This window comes from Massilia sp. TSP1-1-2 (assembly GCF_049896185.1).
GTDB lineage: Bacteria > Pseudomonadota > Gammaproteobacteria > Burkholderiales > Burkholderiaceae_D > Telluria_A.
Window position 1 is genome coordinate 130,017 of sequence record NZ_JAFCTU010000012.1, and the last position, 17,755, is coordinate 147,771.

12 protein-coding genes are annotated in these 17,755 nt (G+C 59.9%); 7 read left to right on the forward strand and 5 right to left on the reverse strand.

Annotated features, from left to right (window positions below):
• Positions 1-4: 4 nt before the first annotated feature.
• Positions 5-1,207 carry an ATP-binding protein gene (locus ACP7BV_RS12870; RefSeq protein ID WP_426104240.1) on the forward strand — a complete coding sequence of 401 codons (1,203 nt, stop codon included), beginning with the start codon at positions 5-7 and terminating at the stop codon, positions 1,205-1,207.
• A gap of 162 nt (positions 1,208-1,369) precedes the next feature.
• Here ACP7BV_RS12870 and ACP7BV_RS12875 read toward each other — a convergent pair whose 3' ends face one another.
• Positions 1,370-2,272, reverse strand: a complete 903-nt coding sequence (locus tag ACP7BV_RS12875; protein WP_426104242.1) for a LysR family transcriptional regulator — start codon at positions 2,270-2,272, stop codon at positions 1,370-1,372.
• Between the two features lie 98 nt (positions 2,273-2,370).
• Here ACP7BV_RS12875 and ACP7BV_RS12880 point away from each other — a divergent pair, with 98 nt between their 5' ends.
• The 5 genes from ACP7BV_RS12880 (at position 2,371) to ACP7BV_RS12900 (ending at position 11,955) form a co-directional block, all read left to right on the forward strand.
• On the forward strand, positions 2,371-3,936 hold the full coding sequence (locus tag ACP7BV_RS12880) for an NADH-quinone oxidoreductase subunit L (RefSeq protein ID WP_426104312.1): 1,566 nt from the start codon (positions 2,371-2,373) through the stop codon (positions 3,934-3,936).
• A 21-nt stretch (positions 3,937-3,957) separates the two neighbouring features.
• Positions 3,958-6,495 carry a YbcC family protein gene (locus ACP7BV_RS12885; protein ID WP_426104244.1) on the forward strand — a complete coding sequence of 846 codons (2,538 nt, stop codon included), beginning with the start codon at positions 3,958-3,960 and terminating at the stop codon, positions 6,493-6,495.
• A gap of 258 nt (positions 6,496-6,753) precedes the next feature.
• Positions 6,754-8,289: a DUF4331 domain-containing protein gene (locus tag ACP7BV_RS12890; RefSeq protein WP_426104245.1), complete on the forward strand. Its 1,536-nt coding sequence runs from the start codon at positions 6,754-6,756 to the stop codon at positions 8,287-8,289.
• Positions 8,290-8,310: 21 nt separating this feature from the next.
• Entirely contained in the window at positions 8,311-8,565 is a 255-nt protein-coding gene (locus tag ACP7BV_RS12895) for a hypothetical protein (protein WP_426104246.1), read from the forward strand.
• A gap of 471 nt (positions 8,566-9,036) precedes the next feature.
• Entirely contained in the window at positions 9,037-11,955 is a 2,919-nt protein-coding gene (locus ACP7BV_RS12900) for an EAL domain-containing protein (protein WP_426104248.1), read from the forward strand.
• 866 nt (positions 11,956-12,821) lie between these two features.
• On the opposite strand, the gene ACP7BV_RS12905 is transcribed toward ACP7BV_RS12900, so the two are convergent.
• From ACP7BV_RS12905 to ACP7BV_RS12920, 4 genes are all read right to left on the reverse strand, one after another.
• Positions 12,822-14,045 (reverse strand): alpha/beta hydrolase family protein, encoded by a 1,224-nt coding sequence (locus ACP7BV_RS12905; protein ID WP_426104249.1) that lies wholly within the window; start codon positions 14,043-14,045, stop codon positions 12,822-12,824.
• Positions 14,046-14,142: 97 nt separating this feature from the next.
• A complete protein-coding gene (locus ACP7BV_RS12910; protein WP_426104250.1) occupies positions 14,143-15,747 on the reverse strand; it encodes a chlorophyllase/cutinase-like alpha/beta fold protein in 1,605 nt (534 codons plus the stop codon).
• Positions 15,748-16,174: 427 nt separating this feature from the next.
• A complete protein-coding gene (locus ACP7BV_RS12915; protein ID WP_426104251.1) occupies positions 16,175-16,324 on the reverse strand; it encodes a hypothetical protein in 150 nt (49 codons plus the stop codon).
• A 144-nt stretch (positions 16,325-16,468) separates the two neighbouring features.
• Entirely contained in the window at positions 16,469-16,687 is a 219-nt protein-coding gene (locus tag ACP7BV_RS12920; protein WP_426104252.1) for a hypothetical protein, read from the reverse strand.
• 90 nt (positions 16,688-16,777) lie between these two features.
• On the opposite strand from ACP7BV_RS12920, the gene ACP7BV_RS12925 reads away from it, so the two are divergent.
• Positions 16,778-17,677, forward strand: a complete 900-nt coding sequence (locus ACP7BV_RS12925; RefSeq protein WP_426104314.1) for a response regulator — start codon at positions 16,778-16,780, stop codon at positions 17,675-17,677.
• The last annotated feature ends 78 nt before the right edge of the window (positions 17,678-17,755 follow it).

The following is a 17,755-nucleotide window of genomic DNA, read 5'->3' on the forward strand; positions in this document are numbered from 1 at the left end:
CACTTTGGACGCCACGCCACACACAGACAAGAGTTACCTCTTAGCCATTCAACACACGCCGGAGACGCCGCCGTCGCCGGACGGCAACCGGCGATGCATAGACCGGCGTGCCCTGTCGCACCTGCCGATGTTCGACATTGAACAGATCCCTTCACCGGCGTATTGTTGCGACAGGTCCGGAGCCGTGGTCGCGCATAACCACGCTGCGGTTGAACTTTGGGGCCGGGCGCCAAACCCAACTCATCTGTTCCAGTGGAGCGGCGCGGTGGCTATCTGCGGCCTCGACGGTGAGTCGCTTCCCCGTTCAAGCTATCCTTGCGCCCAAGCCGCCGCAGCGGGGAAAGATGTCGACCTACCAGACCTGTTGATCGAGCGTCCGGACGGACAGTACCGCAGGGTTGCGGCGCACGCCAGGCCGCTGCGCGATCCTGCCAGCGGTGCACTCGGCGGCACGTTTTGCATGCTCGACGATCTTGAGGAGCGCGATCAGCTCGCACACGAGATTCGTCGCCGAGATGACAGCAAGGATGCTTTCCTTTCCTTGCTCGCTCACGAGCTGCGCAATCCGCTCGCGCCGATTCTTACGGCCGCGTGCGTCATGCGCCAGTCTTCGTCTGATGGGCGCATCCTGCATATGGCCGACATGGTAGAGCGTCAAGTCAAGCAGCTCTCCCGCTTCGTCTCTGACCTACTCGATGCATCCAACCTCGCCCAGGACGGGATCTCCATCGTCAAGAGGGCCGTCCCACTACTGGGCGTGCTGGACTGCGCGATCGATGAACTCCTGCCCAAGGCGCAGACGCGCAAGCAGCGGGTGGCCGTTCATTTCGACGACCGCGGAACTACCGTCATTTGCGATCCCGAGCGCACTGCGCAAGCTTTGGCCAACGTCATGCTCAACGCCAGTGCCTTTACTGGCGACGAGGGCCACATCTCGATCAAGGCCACGGTTGAAGGCGAGTGGCTCACGGTAGCTGTCAAGGACAACGGAATCGGGATTGATTCGGCCCACATGGGCCAGCTCTTCAACCCGTACAGTCAATTTGCCACCCACGCCGGGCGCCTGCGCGCCGGGGTCGGTCTCGGCCTGGCCATTACCAAGGAAATTTGCGAACGGCACGGTGGGCATATCTCCGCTGCCAGCGAGGGTGCCGGCAAAGGCAGCCGCTTCACCATCGTGTTGCCGGTGGTGGGAACTACGGGCTGACAGTTGCGGCGTTGTCGCTAGCGTATGCATAGCGCGGGAAAATGGTACCTGATTGGCGGTGTCAGATCGGTGTGGGGCCCTCCCGGAAAGCGTTGATTCGAGCACGCCAAGCGATTGGCATGGGTTTATGGGAAATCCTCAACAGTTTGGCAATCGAAGTGATTAAATGCCAACCGCACTCTCTGCTGGACGGGACAGCAATTGCTCCAGCAATGCAATGCGATGACGGTGCGGTGTGGTGATGGCGTAAAAGCTCTCCTGCAAGATCGTTGAATGCCCAACGGTCACGAGAACACCGGCCCGTAGCTCATCTTGCACCACGACTTCTGGCAGCACCGTCAGCCAGCCACTGTCGCGCGCAATCAGGCGAAGCATGGCCATGTCATCGACCTCTGCTCGAATGCGAGGACTCACGCCTGAAGACGCGCACAGCGCATCGAATTGGGCGCGCGAGGCGTGCCGTAGACCTGGCAGAGCGATGTCTTCCCCGTCGAGGTCATCAGGAATGCGCAGGCTTTGCGATTTCCAGCGGCTCGCCGGCCCCACCACCGAGATCGACTGGCTACCAAGAAAGCGGCAATGTAGCGGACGGTCTGGATGGACTGGAACGGTTTCGTTGGCGAGGACCACGTCGAGCTGGTGCTGAACCAGTCGCGCGATCAGCCCTTCCAGCAATCCAGACTCCAAAGTCAACACAATGGCAGGGTTTGCGAGCAATGGCCGGATCCAGTTCTCCTGGTAGTTGCGTGAGAGCGTGGCCACGCTGCCCACGCGAAGCCGAGTGATTCCGACCGATCGCCCCTCTAAGCGACCCAGCATCTCCTGGCCAAGGCCGAAGATGTTGTCGGCGTAGGCGAGCACTAACTGTCCAGTGTCGGTCAGTGTCAAACGACGACCTTCACGGATGAATAAATCTTCGCCGATGCGCTCTTCCAGCTGACGAATCTGGGCTGAGATTGCCGATTGGGAAGTATGCAACTCCTCGGCCGCACGGGTCAGGTGCCCCAACTTGGCGACGCGCCAAAAATAAAAAAGATGATGAAAATTAAGTTGGTCGAGTTGCATCGTTCTGTTTTATGTATCAATTCGTTCTGATCAATGTATTTTACAGAACGAATGAACGCAAGCATCATCCTCCCATCAAAATTGAAGAAAAAAATGCCATGAATGTTCCCCACATCCTCTTCTCGACCAGCGCGCTAGCGCCGGCCGCTTTCATGCTGACAGCGGCGCTGCTGACCCGGGTGGACCGGTTCTCGACAGCAAGGTTGTGGCGAATCTTTCAGGTCACCTCTGGTGGCGCACTGGCATTGACGATTATTCTCGTTTGCGCCGGTCCTACCGGCGCGCTCTGGCCTTCGGTCTTGCAAACATCGACCTTCGGTCTGATCCTGGCCCTGCTAGTGCAATTTCTGGCCACGATCATCGGTAGCTTTTCTTCCCGCTACTTGCAGGGGGAAACGGGCCAGAAAAGCTATGTTGCCGCACTTGCCACAGTAGTGGCTGGCGTGCATCTGCTTTTGATGGCCGACCACTGGCTAATCCTGATCGTCGCATGGGCAGTGGTAGGGGTGGCCCTGCAGCACCTGCTGTGCTTTTACCCGGATCGCGCCTTCGCCCAATTGGCGGCCCATAAAAAGCGAATAGCGGACCGGCTGGCCGATGGACTGCTGCTCATCGCTGCAGTCCTGGCGTGGGTAGAAGTTGGCAGCGGCTCATTATCGGCGCTATGGGCGCATATAGCGCGGGAGGGCACGTCCACTTCCTTGCAACTGAGCGCTCTGGCGCTAGTATTGGCCGTTGTCCTGCGTACCGCATTGCTTCCGGTGCATGGTTGGCTGATCCAAGTCATGGAAGCGCCGACCCCGGTGTCGGCCTTGCTGCACGCGGGCGTGGTCAATCTTGGCGGCTTCGTGCTGATTCGCTTCGCACCGCTGCTGGAACAAGCTGCTCCGGCGCGCGCCCTGCTACTGGCGTTCGGCCTTTCCACCGCTGTGTTGGCGGGCATGGTGATGTTGACCCGTATCAGCATCAAGGTCCGACTCGCTTGGTCCACCGTGGCCCAGATGGGATTCATGTTGCTCGAATGCGCGCTGGGACTGTACACACTGGCCGCCCTGCACCTCATCGGCCATTCACTCTACAAGGCCCACGCTTTCCTGTCCTCGTCGACGGTCGTGCGCCGGACCCGTCTGCAGGCATTGCATCAGTCTTCGATGCCAACCCCCTTCAGTCTGGTAGCAGCTCCGGCGCTGACAATCTCGGTCGTACTTCTGATGTCCTTGCTATCAGGTCATGCTGCATGGCCGTGGTGGTGGTGCGTTGTGCTGGGCCTGGCCTGGGCGCCATTGCTGTGGCTTCGCGCTGTGGCGGGCAGTCTGCCTGCGCATTTTGGGCAGGCGCTGTTCGGTCTGTTGATAGTCATCGGCCTCACCGCTGGCACGATGGTTGCGCATGCGCTGCCGCTTGGGATACAGGATAACCCCCATCGGAATCTTGGGCTCATTGCGCTGTCGGGCATGGTGGCGCTGTACTTTTGGCTAGCATTGCTGCAGCTACGGCCAAGGCTGTTCTTCACCTGGCGGCGCTGGAGCTATGCCGGCTTCTACTTGGACGAGGCCTACACCCGGATGGCTTTGCAATTTTCCTCTTCGCGCTGGATGGTTGAATCCCGCAACAGCACTGGCCGTCAAGCCGTCACTGCTTCGCTGGCCGATGTCCCGCGCTGAACTGTTAAACAGGAGAACTTCATGATGGATACCTTGACCCCTCTCGCCCAGTCAGACACGCATGGCATCGGCCATGACGACGCGGTGAATGCTCAGATCGAACAAGCCTGCACGCAAGCCTGCCAGGCGATCGCGCCCGCATGGCCCTTGGACCGGGCCATCGCGGTCAACCCGCATTGGTCACGCGTTGGCATGCCGGTGCGGCAAGTCGCCGCGCGCATGGCAGCCCTGGCCAGTGTCCAGGTTTTCCCGCCGCGAGAGCAGCAACGGCGCGCCTGGAGCGAGGGCCGAATCAGCCCCGCCGATCTGGAGCATGCGCTGCGCCAGTTGGATGAGGCAAGGGCGATTGGCTTGACCGCTCGCCAGTGTATAGATGCCTTGTCATCGCGGGTGGCGTTGCAACAGCTACCGCTGCTGATTGATGTGCTCGACAGCGATCCGCTACGCCATACCCGGCTGTCGTGGCGCCAAGCCATCACGCATCAGGTAAGCCAGACCTGCGCGGCTTTCTTTGATGAGCATCAGGCCGACTGGCAGCCTGAACGAACCGGGGGCCTGTATGCATTTTGGCGAGACACGCTGCAGCACGACCATGGCATTGGCCTGCTCATGGGCTTGCACCATATTGACCGTGCAATCGACGCGCTGCCTGCCACCGCACAGGACGCAGAGCGTTGGGTGCTGAAGCGTCTGGGCCTGCCGCACACGGTATGGGCGGATTACCTGGAGGCAGTGCTGCTTACCGTCAACGGCTGGGCTTCCTGGTGTGCCTATCTGGGCTGGCAGGCAGGACTAGAGGGGCATCAGGACGCGCACTTGCGTGAGCTGCTGTCGATCCGCCTTGCCTGGGGCGCTCTGCTGCTGGAATGCAAGGACGATAGCGCGGCCAAGCATGCGTTCACGGTATTGCAACAGGCATGGGGTCAAGCCCCTCGACTATTGGCAGAGGCCGAACAAGCACTACTCATCGATGAGGTTTGGCAAGTGGCCCTGGAGCTTGGCTACCAGCGCACCTTGGCACAAAGGCTGCTCTCAGCAAGTAGTTCAACCATGGCACAGCAAGAGGTGGAAGTACAGGCGGCCTTTTGCATCGACGTTCGTAGCGAGCCCTTGCGCCGCGCGCTGGAGACGGTGTGGCCTGCTGTCCAGACCCTTGGGGTTGCGGGGTTTTTCGGTCTGCCGGTCGCCTACACGCCCTTGGCTACGCAAGCACGGCGACCGCAATTGCCAGGCCTGCTCGCTCCGGTCTTTGAGGTGACGGATTGCATCGTGCAGCCGGGTGATGCCAACTGCGAAACTGATGCTGCGCTACAAAGTACCGCTGGTCGCGCACGCCAGGCTCGCCTCCGTCTAAGCGACCAGTGGCTCTCTGGCAGCCGATGGCCGGGCGCAGCATTTTCTTTTGTTGAGGCAGCGGGCCTCGGCTACCTGGGTAGACTCGGCAATTGGCTTCTACCCAGCAAGCAGGACCGCCCCAGGGACGACCTGGAGGGCTTGCCACTACGCTATCGCCGTCTGTGCCGCCCGCAGCTCGTCGGGCTAGACTTGGATGCCAAGGTCGCGCTGGCAGCCGGCGTGCTCCATGCCATGGGCTTGGAGCACCAACTGGCACCACTGGTCCTGTTGATTGGTCATGGCAGCCAGTCCGCCAACAACGCCCACGCCGCCGCGCTGGAGTGCGGTGCATGTTGTGGCCAGACAGGCGAGGTAAATGCGCGTAGCTTGGCACAGTTGCTCAACGAGCATTCAGTGCGCGAAGGTTTGCAACTAAGGTGCATTCCGATTCCCGACACCACGGTGTTTATGGCGGCGCTGCACAACACCACCACGGATGAAATCGAAGCCTTCGACCTTGATCTCTTGCCTCCTGCAGCACTCGTCCGGTGGGAACAGCTGCGCGCCGTATTTGCCCAGGCGTGCGATCAAGTGCGCCGAGAGCGCTCTCCCAAGCTTGGACTAGATCCGCTTGCGTCTTCCGACGCTCTCTTGAGCCAGTTGCGGCGTCGTGCCAACGACGGGGCGCAAACGCGCCCGGAGTGGGGTCTTGCCGGCAACGCGGCATTTTTAATTGCACCACGCCACAGAAGCCGCGGAGTCATGCTCGGTGGGCGATGTTTTCTGCACGACTACGATGCCAGCCAAGACGCTGACGGGAGCGTGTTGGCGCTGTTGATGACCGCGCCGATGTTAGTGACGCACTGGATCAACTGGCAGTACCACGCGTCCACCTGTGATCCGGTCCGGTTGGGCAGCGGAAACAAGGTGCTGCATAACGTCGTGGGCGGAAACCTCGGCGTATTCGAGGGCAATGGCGGCGATTTGAGAATCGGCCTTTCCCGCCAGTCGCTGCATGATGGTGAACGCTGGGTGCATGAGCCGCTCAGGCTGACCGTGATCATCGACGCGCCTCAGGCGGCCATTGAAGCAGTCATTCGTGAACATGCAGTCGTGAAGCACTTGCTGGAAAATGGCTGGCTTCACCTTTGGCGTTTCGAGCACGCTGGCTTTGTGCGCTATGTGCACGGGAACTGGCCCGCAGTCCTTTTTGAGGGGGCTTGAGGTTGCGGCACGCCGACTGTGTTGGTTGTATGGCCATCAAGGCTGCTCCAGTAAGTTTCGTACACTTCCGGTGTGGCTAAGTACGACGGTTTGGATGGGAATACGATTTTTTATCACGTCGTTAGCAATTTCGATCAGATGTCGATACAGACGGCATAGATTATCGATCGCTGGTGCGTGGCGTCAGATGAGACCCTGGAATCATTCGGTATAAATGGTGTCACCAGCAACCATTTTGACGAGACAGGATCAGACATCATGAAAAATTTTAAACGTAATTGCCTGGCAGCGATGCTATCGAGCTTAGTACTTGCCGGCGCGTATGCTCCAGCCGAGGCATCGAGCCACCGCGAGGCGCCTTTCCTGACCAACGCCCCAAAAGTTGATGGTACCGACTTTTACATGTTCCGCAGCTACGCTCCGGGTCGCGAAGCTTACGTGACGATGATCGCCAATTACATCCCATTCCAAGACCCGCAGGGCGGCCCGAACTTCTATCAGTTCGACCAGAACGCGCTCTATGAGATCCACATCGACAACAACGGCGACGCAAAGGAAGACATTACTTTCCAGTTCCGCTTCAAGAATACCTCGAAAAAAACGGCGCTGGACATTGGCGGCAAGTCCGTGCTGATCCCGTTAATCAATTCATCGACGATTTCCGGCGTCAACCCGCCTTCGCTGAACGTGCGTGAAACTTATAGCATTGACATGGTCACGGGCGATCGCCGCCGGGGCAACCGCACCCGGCTGATATCAGCCACGGGTGGCGCCAGCGAATTCGACAAGCCGGTCGACAACATCGGCGACAAAACCTTCGGCAGCGCCACCGCTTACGAAACCTATGCGAACCAGCACATATATGACATCGCAATGGGCGCCTGCGGCACGGGCCGCGTCTTCGTCGGCCAGCGCAAGGAACCGTTCTACATCGCGGTCGGCAAAATCTTCGACTTGTTTAACCTCGATCCTCTCGGCTCTCAGGTCAATGGCAACCGGAATGACCTCGAAGGCAAGAATGTCAGCACCATCACCATGGAAGTGCCGATCGCCTGCTTGACTCACGGCACGGAACCGGTCATTGGCGGCTACACTACCGCCAGCATGCGCCAAGGCCGTCTGCTCAACCCGGCGCCGGGGCCAGGCATTAACAATGCGGTCAAGGAAGGCGGCGCATGGAGCCAGGTTTCGCGCGTGGGTATGCCGCTGGTGAACGAAGTGATCATCGGGCTGGACGACAAGGACCGTTTCAACACCTCCAGGCCGAAGGATGACGCCCAGTTCATCAACTACGTCACCAATCCGGTGCTGCCGGCCGTCGTCGAGAAGCTGTTCCCGTCGGCCAAGGCGCCGACCAACTTCCCGCGCACCGACCTGGTCACCGTTTTCCTGAAGGGCCTGCCAAACCTTAACCAGCCTGGCAATGTTGTCGCGTCTGAAATGCTGCGCCTAAATACGCTGATCGCACCGACCCGGGCGGCGTCGCAGAACCCGCTTGGGGTTGCCGCCGGTGACAATGCCGGTTTCCCGAACGGGCGGCGGCCCGGAGACGATGTCGTCGACCTTTCGCTGCGCGTTGCCATGGGCGGCCTGTGTGTGCTGACGGGCGACACCGACAAACTGAAAGTGGGCTGCAAGCCTTCCGACGCCCCGGCCGGCAGTCTGCCGCTGACCGATGGCGTGCGCAAGACAGCCGCCGACTTCAAGACCGTGTTCCCTTACCTGAACACCCCGCTGCCAGGCAATGGAAGTCACGCATGCACAAGCTGCTCGCAGCCAGACGCAAGCCGGTAATGCCAACGTCAAGGAGATACCATGAAGCGACTCAATTTCATCCGCGCAAGGCATGCAGCAGCCATCGTACTGGCCTTGCTCGCCGCCGTCGCCCTGTCAGGCTGCGGCGGCCATCACAGCGACGATGATGGCGACAACCCTACACCAGCGCGCGACGCCTTCTTTGCGACCGTTTCTGCAATCGTTTCGGCGTCGTCCGAGACGACCGAAGCGAACACGATCGATGTCGTCGTCACCACCGCGCCGGAAGATACCGAGCCTGAACTGCTGCGCTGACCCGACACGCCGCAAGAGCGCTCCGGAAGCTGGGAATAGGGATGCCGTGAAGCGGTTATGTTCTTTTGAACATAACCGTTCTTATGGAAAACAGTTCGTTGTCGAAGGTGCTGGCTGCGGGGGCGATTAGTGCAGCGGCAGGAGTACCGGAGGCGACCTGCGCCGCGACCACGGCGCGCAGTGCGCAGTGCGTAGTGCGTAGTGCGTAGTGCGTAGAACAAAGTCTCAGCGGCTCGTACTTCAAGATGTCGTCGGCCTAGGCTTTCTGTGCGCAAACGCGTGCACAAGAAAATCACTGCGCCGCAACTGATTCCAGTAGCAAGCTGTCCTACCGCACACACTACATACGCACTCGTGTGAATGTTTGATTTAGATCAAAGTACGGTCATTGCTCCAGCTTTTTTAATGCAAAGCGGAGATTTCACCAGTCAGATAGCTGGAAGCGACTTTTTCTACTTCCTAAGGATGTCGATGAACTGGCCAACACACCACGGGGCGATGGCAACACGGATCCGGTCGCACGACTGGACTACAACTTGTCTGGGGCCAATCCATACTTGGCCGCAGAGCTTGCGCGCAGCGGTTGAAATCGTTTTGCAGATGAGCTTGCCGGCGATCCTGTGCTGGGGACGTCATGCGATTGTCATTGCCAACGATACCTGCTCGGCGCTATCGCCCGGACGCGACAAGCAGCGGACCGGCTGTGTACTCGAGGATAGCTGGCCCGATTGCCCGGCTTTTCGCGACGGCATCTATCTCGCCCGCAACGGCTGCGCCAGCTTTGAACGCGACGTACAGCTCGAGGTCGGCAGCAAAGGCAGCACGAGGACCGCATGGTTCAGCCGAAGCTATTCCCCGCTGCACGACGAAACCGGACAGGTTGCCGGGGCGTTGGCGGTATTTGTCGAGACCACCGATCGCGTGCTTGCCGAAGCTTCCCTGCGCGAAAGCGAACACCAGTTGTCCGCCATTTTTACCCATGCACAAGTGGGGCTCTCGCTCCTCTCATTGGAGGGAAAATTTCTCCGCGTTAATGATTCCCTGTGCCGAATGCTTGATCGCCCGCGCGAGGCGCTGGTGGGCTCGAGCGTCATGGACATCACCTATGCAGGAGACGTGGAGCAAACGAGGCATACCTTTGGCAAGGTGATCGCGACGGGAGAACCGCAAAGTATCGACAAACGCTACGTGCGCCCTGACGGAGAGTACGTATGGGCCAACAGCAGCATCTCGGGACTCGAGAACGGGCCCGGGCGCACCTTCACCATCCTTGCGGTCACTGTCGATCTCACCGCCCGCAAGCTGGCCCAGGACGCGCTAGCCGATAGCGAGGCAAAATTCCGCGCGCTGGCTGAGGCATCTTCCGCGCTGATCTGGCAACTGGACGAGAAAGGTTCGGCGATCTATATCAACCCGCGCCACGAGGTACTGCTGGGCATTCCACCGGATCAACTGCTCGGCTATCGTTGGGCCTTCATTGTTCACCCCGATGACCGGGCTGCCGCGATGGATGCTATGCGCAATGCAGTGGCGACGCAACAGCCGACGCAACGCCGGGTGCGGATCCGCTTCGTCGATGGCGCATGGCACTGGATGGAGGCGCACGCGGCGCCCTGGTTCACCGCCACCGGTGACTACGCTGGCCATGTCGGCATCGCACTCGACATCGACGACGCGGTGCGTGCGCAAGAAGATCTGCTCATTAGTAACGAACGATTGAAACTGGCAATTGAAGGATCAGGCGACGGCATCTGGGATTGGGATTTGGCGAGCAACCAGATCGTGTACTCGCCGCGGGCAATGCATATCCTGTGTCTCAGCGAGCCTCAGCCGGATGATCCTTTCCTGGGGATCGAACGGCATGTGCATGCCGACGACATCGGCTTGCTGAGGGCGGAGCTGCAGGCCTGCATTGACGGCACACGACCGGCGTTCAGGATGGAATATCGGGTACGCACTGTTGATGGCGGATGGCGCTGGGTGCAGGCCCGGGCAACCGTCGTCGCGCGCCATATGCATACCCAATTGCCGCAGCGTATGACGGGAACCATCACCGACATTTCGGAAAAACGCAGGTCGGAGCAGGTGGTATGGGAGCATGCCAACTTCGATCTGCTGACCGGCCTGCCAAACCGGCGCCTGTTTCGCGACCGTCTCGATCATGAAATTTGCAAGGCTCAGCGCACCGGCCTTCCGCTGGCCTTGCTGTTTATCGACCTGGACAGGTTTAAGGAATCCAACGACCTGCTCGGGCACACCATTGGTGACGACGTGCTGGTGGAAGCGGCAAGCCGCATTCGCAACTGCGTGCGTCAGTCAGACACGGTGGCCAGGCTGGGAGGGGATGAGTTCACCGCCATTCTCACCGAACTCGACGGCGGTATGCACGTGGAGCGGGTAGCGCAAAAAATCAACGAGACGCTTTGCCGGCCTTTTACATTGGGCAACGAAGTCGCGTACCTGTCTGCCAGCATTGGTATCACCTTGTATCCAAACGATGCGCTTGACGCCGAAAACCTGATCCGCAATGCCGACCAGGCGATGTACGTGGTGAAAAGCCAGGGACGTAACCATTTCAGTTACTTTACGCCGTCCATGCAGCACGAGGCCAATGAACGGCTGCATCTGATCAGCGACCTGCGCAATGCGCTTTCGCGCAAGCAGCTTCGCGTGCATTACCAGCCCATCATCGACCTGATGAGCGGGCGGCTGGTCAAGGCCGAGGCACTGCTGCGCTGGCAGCATCCCACGCGCGGCATGATTGAACCTCTACGTTTTATCGGTTTTGCGGAGGAGACTGGACTGATCAGCGAGATCGGCGACTGGGTATTTCGCCAGGCCGCACGTTGCTCTCGCCAGTGGGGCAAACATACCGGTGCGCCTTTCCCGGTCAGCATCAACAAGTCGCCAGTGCAGTTTGTTTCGCGGCTTAACGAAATCAACTGGCCGGATTACTTGCGAGAGCTGGGGCTGACGGGCAGTAGCGTGTCGGTGGAAATTACGGAAGGCTTGTTGCTCGATGCGTCGCCCGTTGTGACCGCCAAACTGCTGCACTATCATAACGCCGGCATCAAGGTGGCGATTGACGATTTTGGCACGGGCTATTCGTCTATCGCCTATCTTAAAAAATTCTCGGTTGACTATCTCAAGATCGACCAGTCATTTGTGCGCGACATTGCCTTCGACATGAGTGACCGGGCCATCGTCAGATCGATCATCGCCATGGCGCATGAGCTCGGGCTGGAAGTGATCGCCGAAGGCATCGAGACATTGGAGCAGAAAAAGCTGCTGGTGGACGGTCAATGCGACTTCGGGCAAGGGTTTCTGTTCTCGAAAGCGGTCCCGGCAGATGAATTTGAACGCTTGCTATGCGCGTCGGTTCGGGCCTGACCAGCCGATGAACTGCACATTGGGCAATTTAAGCGGGTAATCGACCAGTGAGTGCGTCGGTTGGATTAGCTCGGCGAGTGCGGTTGCGGTCGAGGCTGCAAAAGGAGTGCTGCCCCAGACAACTTCGGAAAGTTGTAAGCTGGTTGTCGCCAAAACAGGATTTTGGCGCCGCTTTTTTGAGCGCAGTTCTTTGCCCTGTTTGTTTATGGCCTCATCGGCACTTTTTTCGGATCGAGGCGCACGATCCTGACTGGTTCCCAGCTTCTCCTATCGCCACTGCGGCGCTCCGGACGTATGGCTTTTGGCCGCTTCATGATCGGGGCGTTTGCGCAGCAGCACGCCGTCCAAGTCCGCGTGACGCTGTGCCCTCGTAACGAATTGGCTAGGGCTGTGACGTTGTTCCTCGTTGTTCCTCGTTGTGCCAACCTATGCACGTGCCGAGCCGCGGGCCGGCTGAGAGATAGGACGACACCGATTTTTTGCAGCGTTACAAACATGGCGGCGCCCTTCATCGGAGTGCCGCAATGGCAGTGCCACACCCTCTTTTTTTGCGACATGTTTTCCTGCGCACAAATATCGCGCATTCCCGCGCTACTTTGCCGCTGTTTCCCGTTTCGTAGACCTGCCAGCCCACTATTTTTCGGCTTTTGATCTCCATGAATAGATACAAATAGGCGTAGAGTTTCATTTCTCATGACCGGCGTTAGCAAATGCGGCAGCGCGCTAGTCAGGCGTCCAGCAAGGCTGAGTCTGTTCACAAGTTACGTGTCGTCAAGCATGTAGCACAAGTGCTCACGAAGACTTTTTTAATCCATCGGCATCCGGCTTGACAGAGGGAGATGGTGCACCGAATAGAATTTTCTATTTCAGCGCTGCTCGAACCATGCTTTTACCGCATCGAATTCCTTTAGAGACTCTTCATAAGGCATGTTGTCGGGCACCACGCCGTGCCCGCCGAGCGGCACGCGGCGAAAAGTCACGTCGCGATTTTGCGCACGCAATTGGGCATACATGACTTCGGTCGACAGGATCGGTGTGCTGTTGTCACGCATGCCGCTTCCCAAGTACACCCGCGCCCGCGCATGCGACAGGTTGTCAGCCGAAGACTGCGCGAAGAAGCTGCTCCAGCGCAGATAGGTGTGGCCCCATGCAAATTTGCTGGTACTCGAGGAGTCGGCGTTGATGTTACTGACGGTTGCGTCCAGTTCCTGCAGGCGGCGCAGCTTTTCGCCATCGTCTTCATTCAACCGGTAAATGTTGGCGGCGAAGTCGTACAACTGGGTTGGCCCGCTGCTACCCAGCAACGCAACGTGTGTTACGTCGGGAATCGCGCGCGCCAGGCCCGCTGCCATCGTCGAACCCTCCGATATGCCGATGATCAGCACGTGTCGGGGATCCACATTTGGCAGCGTCAGCGCGTGTTGCACGGCCAGCCTCAAGGCGGTCAGCCACTGGTCATAGGAAAAATAAGCATTGAATTGTTTGGGGCAGTCTTCCGCGCCCTTGAGCGAATCAATTGACAGTGACGGCTGGTAAGGTTTTTCGACCGCCATCAGCACCACGCTGCCCTGTTTCAGCCACGGTATCCACGGAAGAAAGCCGACCGCCGGCTTGCCGCTCTCGACGTTCGTAAATGGCGGCGTACAGCCGGATCCTTGAATGAAGAGCACCAGCGGTGATTTTTTGGCCGCATGGGAGAGATAATAGCGAACCGGCGGATCGCCATTTCGCAGCAGGGTATATCGGCTATGTGGAAACATCCCGAAGTTGAGCGTTTCTTCTTGTACGCTCGGCGCTGCCGAGGCGGCGCAGGCGGTTTCGGCAACGCCCGCCGCTAATAACAGTGTGGCGATGAGCGAGGTAATATAAAGGCAGCCGGCCTTTCGCTTGTATTGCTGGTGCGAGAATTGTCCCACCCAGGGCATAAAGCGCAGCACCCGGTGATTTGTCGGCACATGCTCCGGCGCAGTGCCGCTCCACTGCGCAGTCGCCCCGCATTGCCGGTGGCTCAGCGGGTACTCCATAAGGCTGCAAATGTAGGCCTGGTACCTGCGAATGCAGGCCACGACCAGCTCCTTCGGGAAACGCATTGCTTTATCTCGTAGCATGTCCGATAACCTAGTGTTGACGTCGCAGTGTACCTGATCGAGGGCGCCGCGCTGCCAGCGAATGACCCTTTCGCGCCAGTCAACGCCCGGTGTTCGATCCGGTCCGACTGCGGTTCGCTGCGGTAGCGGGCACGTTCCGCGACGCGGCTGCCGCCTGTAATCGTCCAATACTCTGTGTTGCCTCCGGCATGCCGGGCCAGACAGCGAGCACGCGCCGATAGGCTTCGATGGCGAAGGCATAGTCGTCGTTTTTGTCATAGGCCATGGCAAGGTAAAAAGCAGCTCTCCCGCTCTCAGGATACAGTGTGTTCGCCAGTTTGAAAATTTCGATGGCCGGCTGATAACGTTTTTGCTCCATAAAAGGTTCGCCCCAGGAGATCAAAGCACGTTCGCCCGGTTTGAAAGTAACTTCGCGCCTGGTCATCTCGCCATACACATCCGTCAAATTCTTGTATTTGCGCAGCGCAAATGCACTGGCCAGCGTCGCCATGGTGGGGGGATTTCCTTGCGCACCTTGTGTGTCGAGTGACAGCAGGTGCGCCGGTACACCGTTTTCCCTGGGCGTGCTGTGCATGAATTTGCGCGCCGGTGCATCGTTTTTCAGGTAGGCGTCGAGGAAAGCATGCACGTATCGGCCCATCCAGCCGTGCGCCAGCGTAGCCTCGTCGCGCGAGTACTCGCCGAATCGATGCTCCGGTCCCAGGCGCAGCGATTCCGACTGAAACGCCGCGTGGGCCATGGTGTACATGGTGGCGTTGTAAAGGTCGGCGTATTTCATCTGATTCATGAGGCTGTAAGTGGGTACCTGCTTGCTCCTGTTCATGACTTCCGCCGTCTGCGGTATCGCACCCAGATACAACATGGGCAAGGCCAGCCGCTCCGGCGTCGCATACGCGGCCGCCTGGACAATCGACGGGAAATATCGCACCGAGCCGTCCAGCGCGACCAGCGCGTTGATGCGGTCATCCTTTGCCGCTGCCAGCACGTTCGCCAATCCGCCGAAGCTATAGCCGACCACTGCCAGATGGGATCGGTCGGCTTGTGCGAGGGTGCCGGCAAATCCCGTCAAGAACGAGATATCGGCCGCCTGCGCTTCGGCCCCTTCGAGATCGGTATTGATGCTGCGGGTGTGTACGCCCGTGCTCGCTGCGGCGAGTACCAGGTAGCCGTGGCTGGCGAGGTACTCGCACAAATCGGCGTTCTCGTGCGCTGACGAACTTGATCCTGGTGCGTAAATCACGACCGGGAATTTTCCCGGTGCGGCGGGGGCATCGCGAACGGCCGACATCGCCCTGGCGCGCTCGGTGCGCTTTTGCGCATCGCTCAGGTTTGCATAGTTTTCTTCCAGATTTGCCGCGACCGCCTGGTCTACCTCGGCAGCACTGCGCCCAAAATGGACTTCGGTCGCCGCCAGGCGCAGGTAATCGTCATAGCGAAGCGGCGTGCCGGCCACCTTGTTGGCCGGGTACCAGATCAACGTTTGCAGCGGGCGTGCCCGCTCACCGCTGGCAACAGTCCCGCTCGTCAAATCGGTCTTGTCCTTGTAGACGCGTGCGTAGTCGTATTGCTGCACGACGCGCAGGCCGACACCGTGTGCTCCCTGGCCATCCGGAAACCTGACCTCGGCGGCGGTGCAGTAGTGCGCGCTGGCGCCCCACAATATGAATAATAGGATTTTACGCATGCAATTCCTGAGAAAAAATTAGAGGAGGAAGTCGTCTGATCGCGCCCGCTTGCATGCCTGCACTTGGCCCATATGACAGCGGGACAGTATCAGTCGCGCCCCCAATGTTGTCAACAAGGAACGGGGGCGGCATCCGTTCCTGCTGTGCTCCCTATCCGTATTCCCCACTTTTGAGGCTGTTGCCAAAGGCGCGACGGTGCAGCAGCACTGGCGACCCATAGAACCGACGAGTCATGTTCTCCTTGAATCGATTGACGGCCACGGCGACGCTTGATTGCTGGTCCCAGGCAAACAGGGAGCAGCCGGCGGCGATCGGTCGCAGGCGCCAGGCGGACGGCACCAAGCTGTTATTTTTTCACTATGGATATCCTCACGTACTTCAACAAAATGGCTGTGGCCTTGGGATTGCGATTGGCCGCGGCCGGACTTAAAAGGGGGCTTTGCTGGTCATTACCGTGCCGAACAGGGCGGGAATGGACAGCGTCAGGTACCCGTCCCTGGGCGCGGCGCCGGTGCCGTCGAGCGCGTCGATAAACTGCGCCGCGCGGGCTCCGGCCGGCAGGCGCGCGCGCACCATTCACGCCTTGTTGGCGTTGTTGACGGCGCAAATGGCCCAGGTGGCGCCGTCGCGGCGCGCCAATACGATCACGTTTTTGTCGATGAACAGTGGCGCGTCGGCCCGCCTCGTCGCCGTGATACACGGCCGGCGCGCCGGGGAACATCATTTGGAAGAACACGGCCAGGCCAAGACGGCGCCGCGCCGGCGCGACGGTCGCCGGATCGGTGAGCGCGCCTGGTCGTGCGTCGAGAGCAGGTTCATGAGCGCGTAAAAAGCTTGCGGCGGATAGGCTTCGCGCATCAGTTCCAGGTTCTGGTAGGCGCTTGTGGCGTCGGCCCCGGCGGCGTAGTCGAGCACCGCGTTCCTGAAGATGTAGTTCATCGTTGAGTCGAACGTGTCGCCCAAAAAGTACTTCGAGCTGTCGAACCAGGTTTCGGCAATTGTCAGCGCGTCGGGCGTGCCTTGCTCACCGTGCGGCAGGACGAAGGGCGCACGGTGGTCTGGGTGCGGCTGGGCGCCACTGTGTGCGAGGGTATCGAGGTGGAGCAATTCGACGCCGTCCTGCGCGACCTGGGGCTGCCGGACGTCGACGGCATCGCCTTGCTGCGCGAACTGAGGATGATGGCGGGCAGCCCCGCCAAGGCTGCGCTGCCCGTCATCATCCTTAGCTCCCGCGACGGCTTGGAGGAACGCTTGCGCGGCTTTCATGCGGGTGCTGACGACTACCTGGTCAAGCCATTCGACATTTCCGAACAGCTGGCGCGCTGTGGTGCGGCGCACGCAGGGCGAGGGCGGCGCGATGGTCGGCTTCGCGCTGGTCATCCCGGGCATGACGCTGGTCGGCCTGGTCAATGCGCTGTACGACGCCAAGTCCACGGCTGGGTGCGCTGGAGCGAGAGCGATGCGGCCAGCGGCATCCGGCTCGAGCGCATGCACGAGGTGGACGACGAGTGGATGCTGACGCGCTCCGGCCTGCGCTACCTCCTCTCGCCCACGATCGCCAGCCTGCCGTTTTTGCTGATCATCGCCCTTGGCGTGATCCGGATCGGCCTGGGACCCTTGCGGGTGATCGCCGCCGCAATCGAGAGCCGGGCCGGGGCCGACCTGAGCGCGCTGCCCTCTTCACCTTACCGGGAATTGACGCCGCTGATCGAGCCGATCAACCGCTTGATGGCGCGCCTGCGCCTGCGCATCGAACACGAACACGAACACGAGTTCCTGTCGGACGTCGCGCACGAACTCAAGACACCGCTGGCGGCGATCCGGATCAATGCCCATCTGTTGTGCGCACGGCTCGACAAGCTGGTCGGAACAATCGATGTCGGCCAGGGCTTGCGCGACGGCGTGGGGCGGGGGGATACCGGGCAATGACCACCGGGGCAGCGGGCTGTGACTAACCATTGCCGAAAGGGCGGCGGCGCGCAACGGGGCGACCATCTCGCTTGGTGC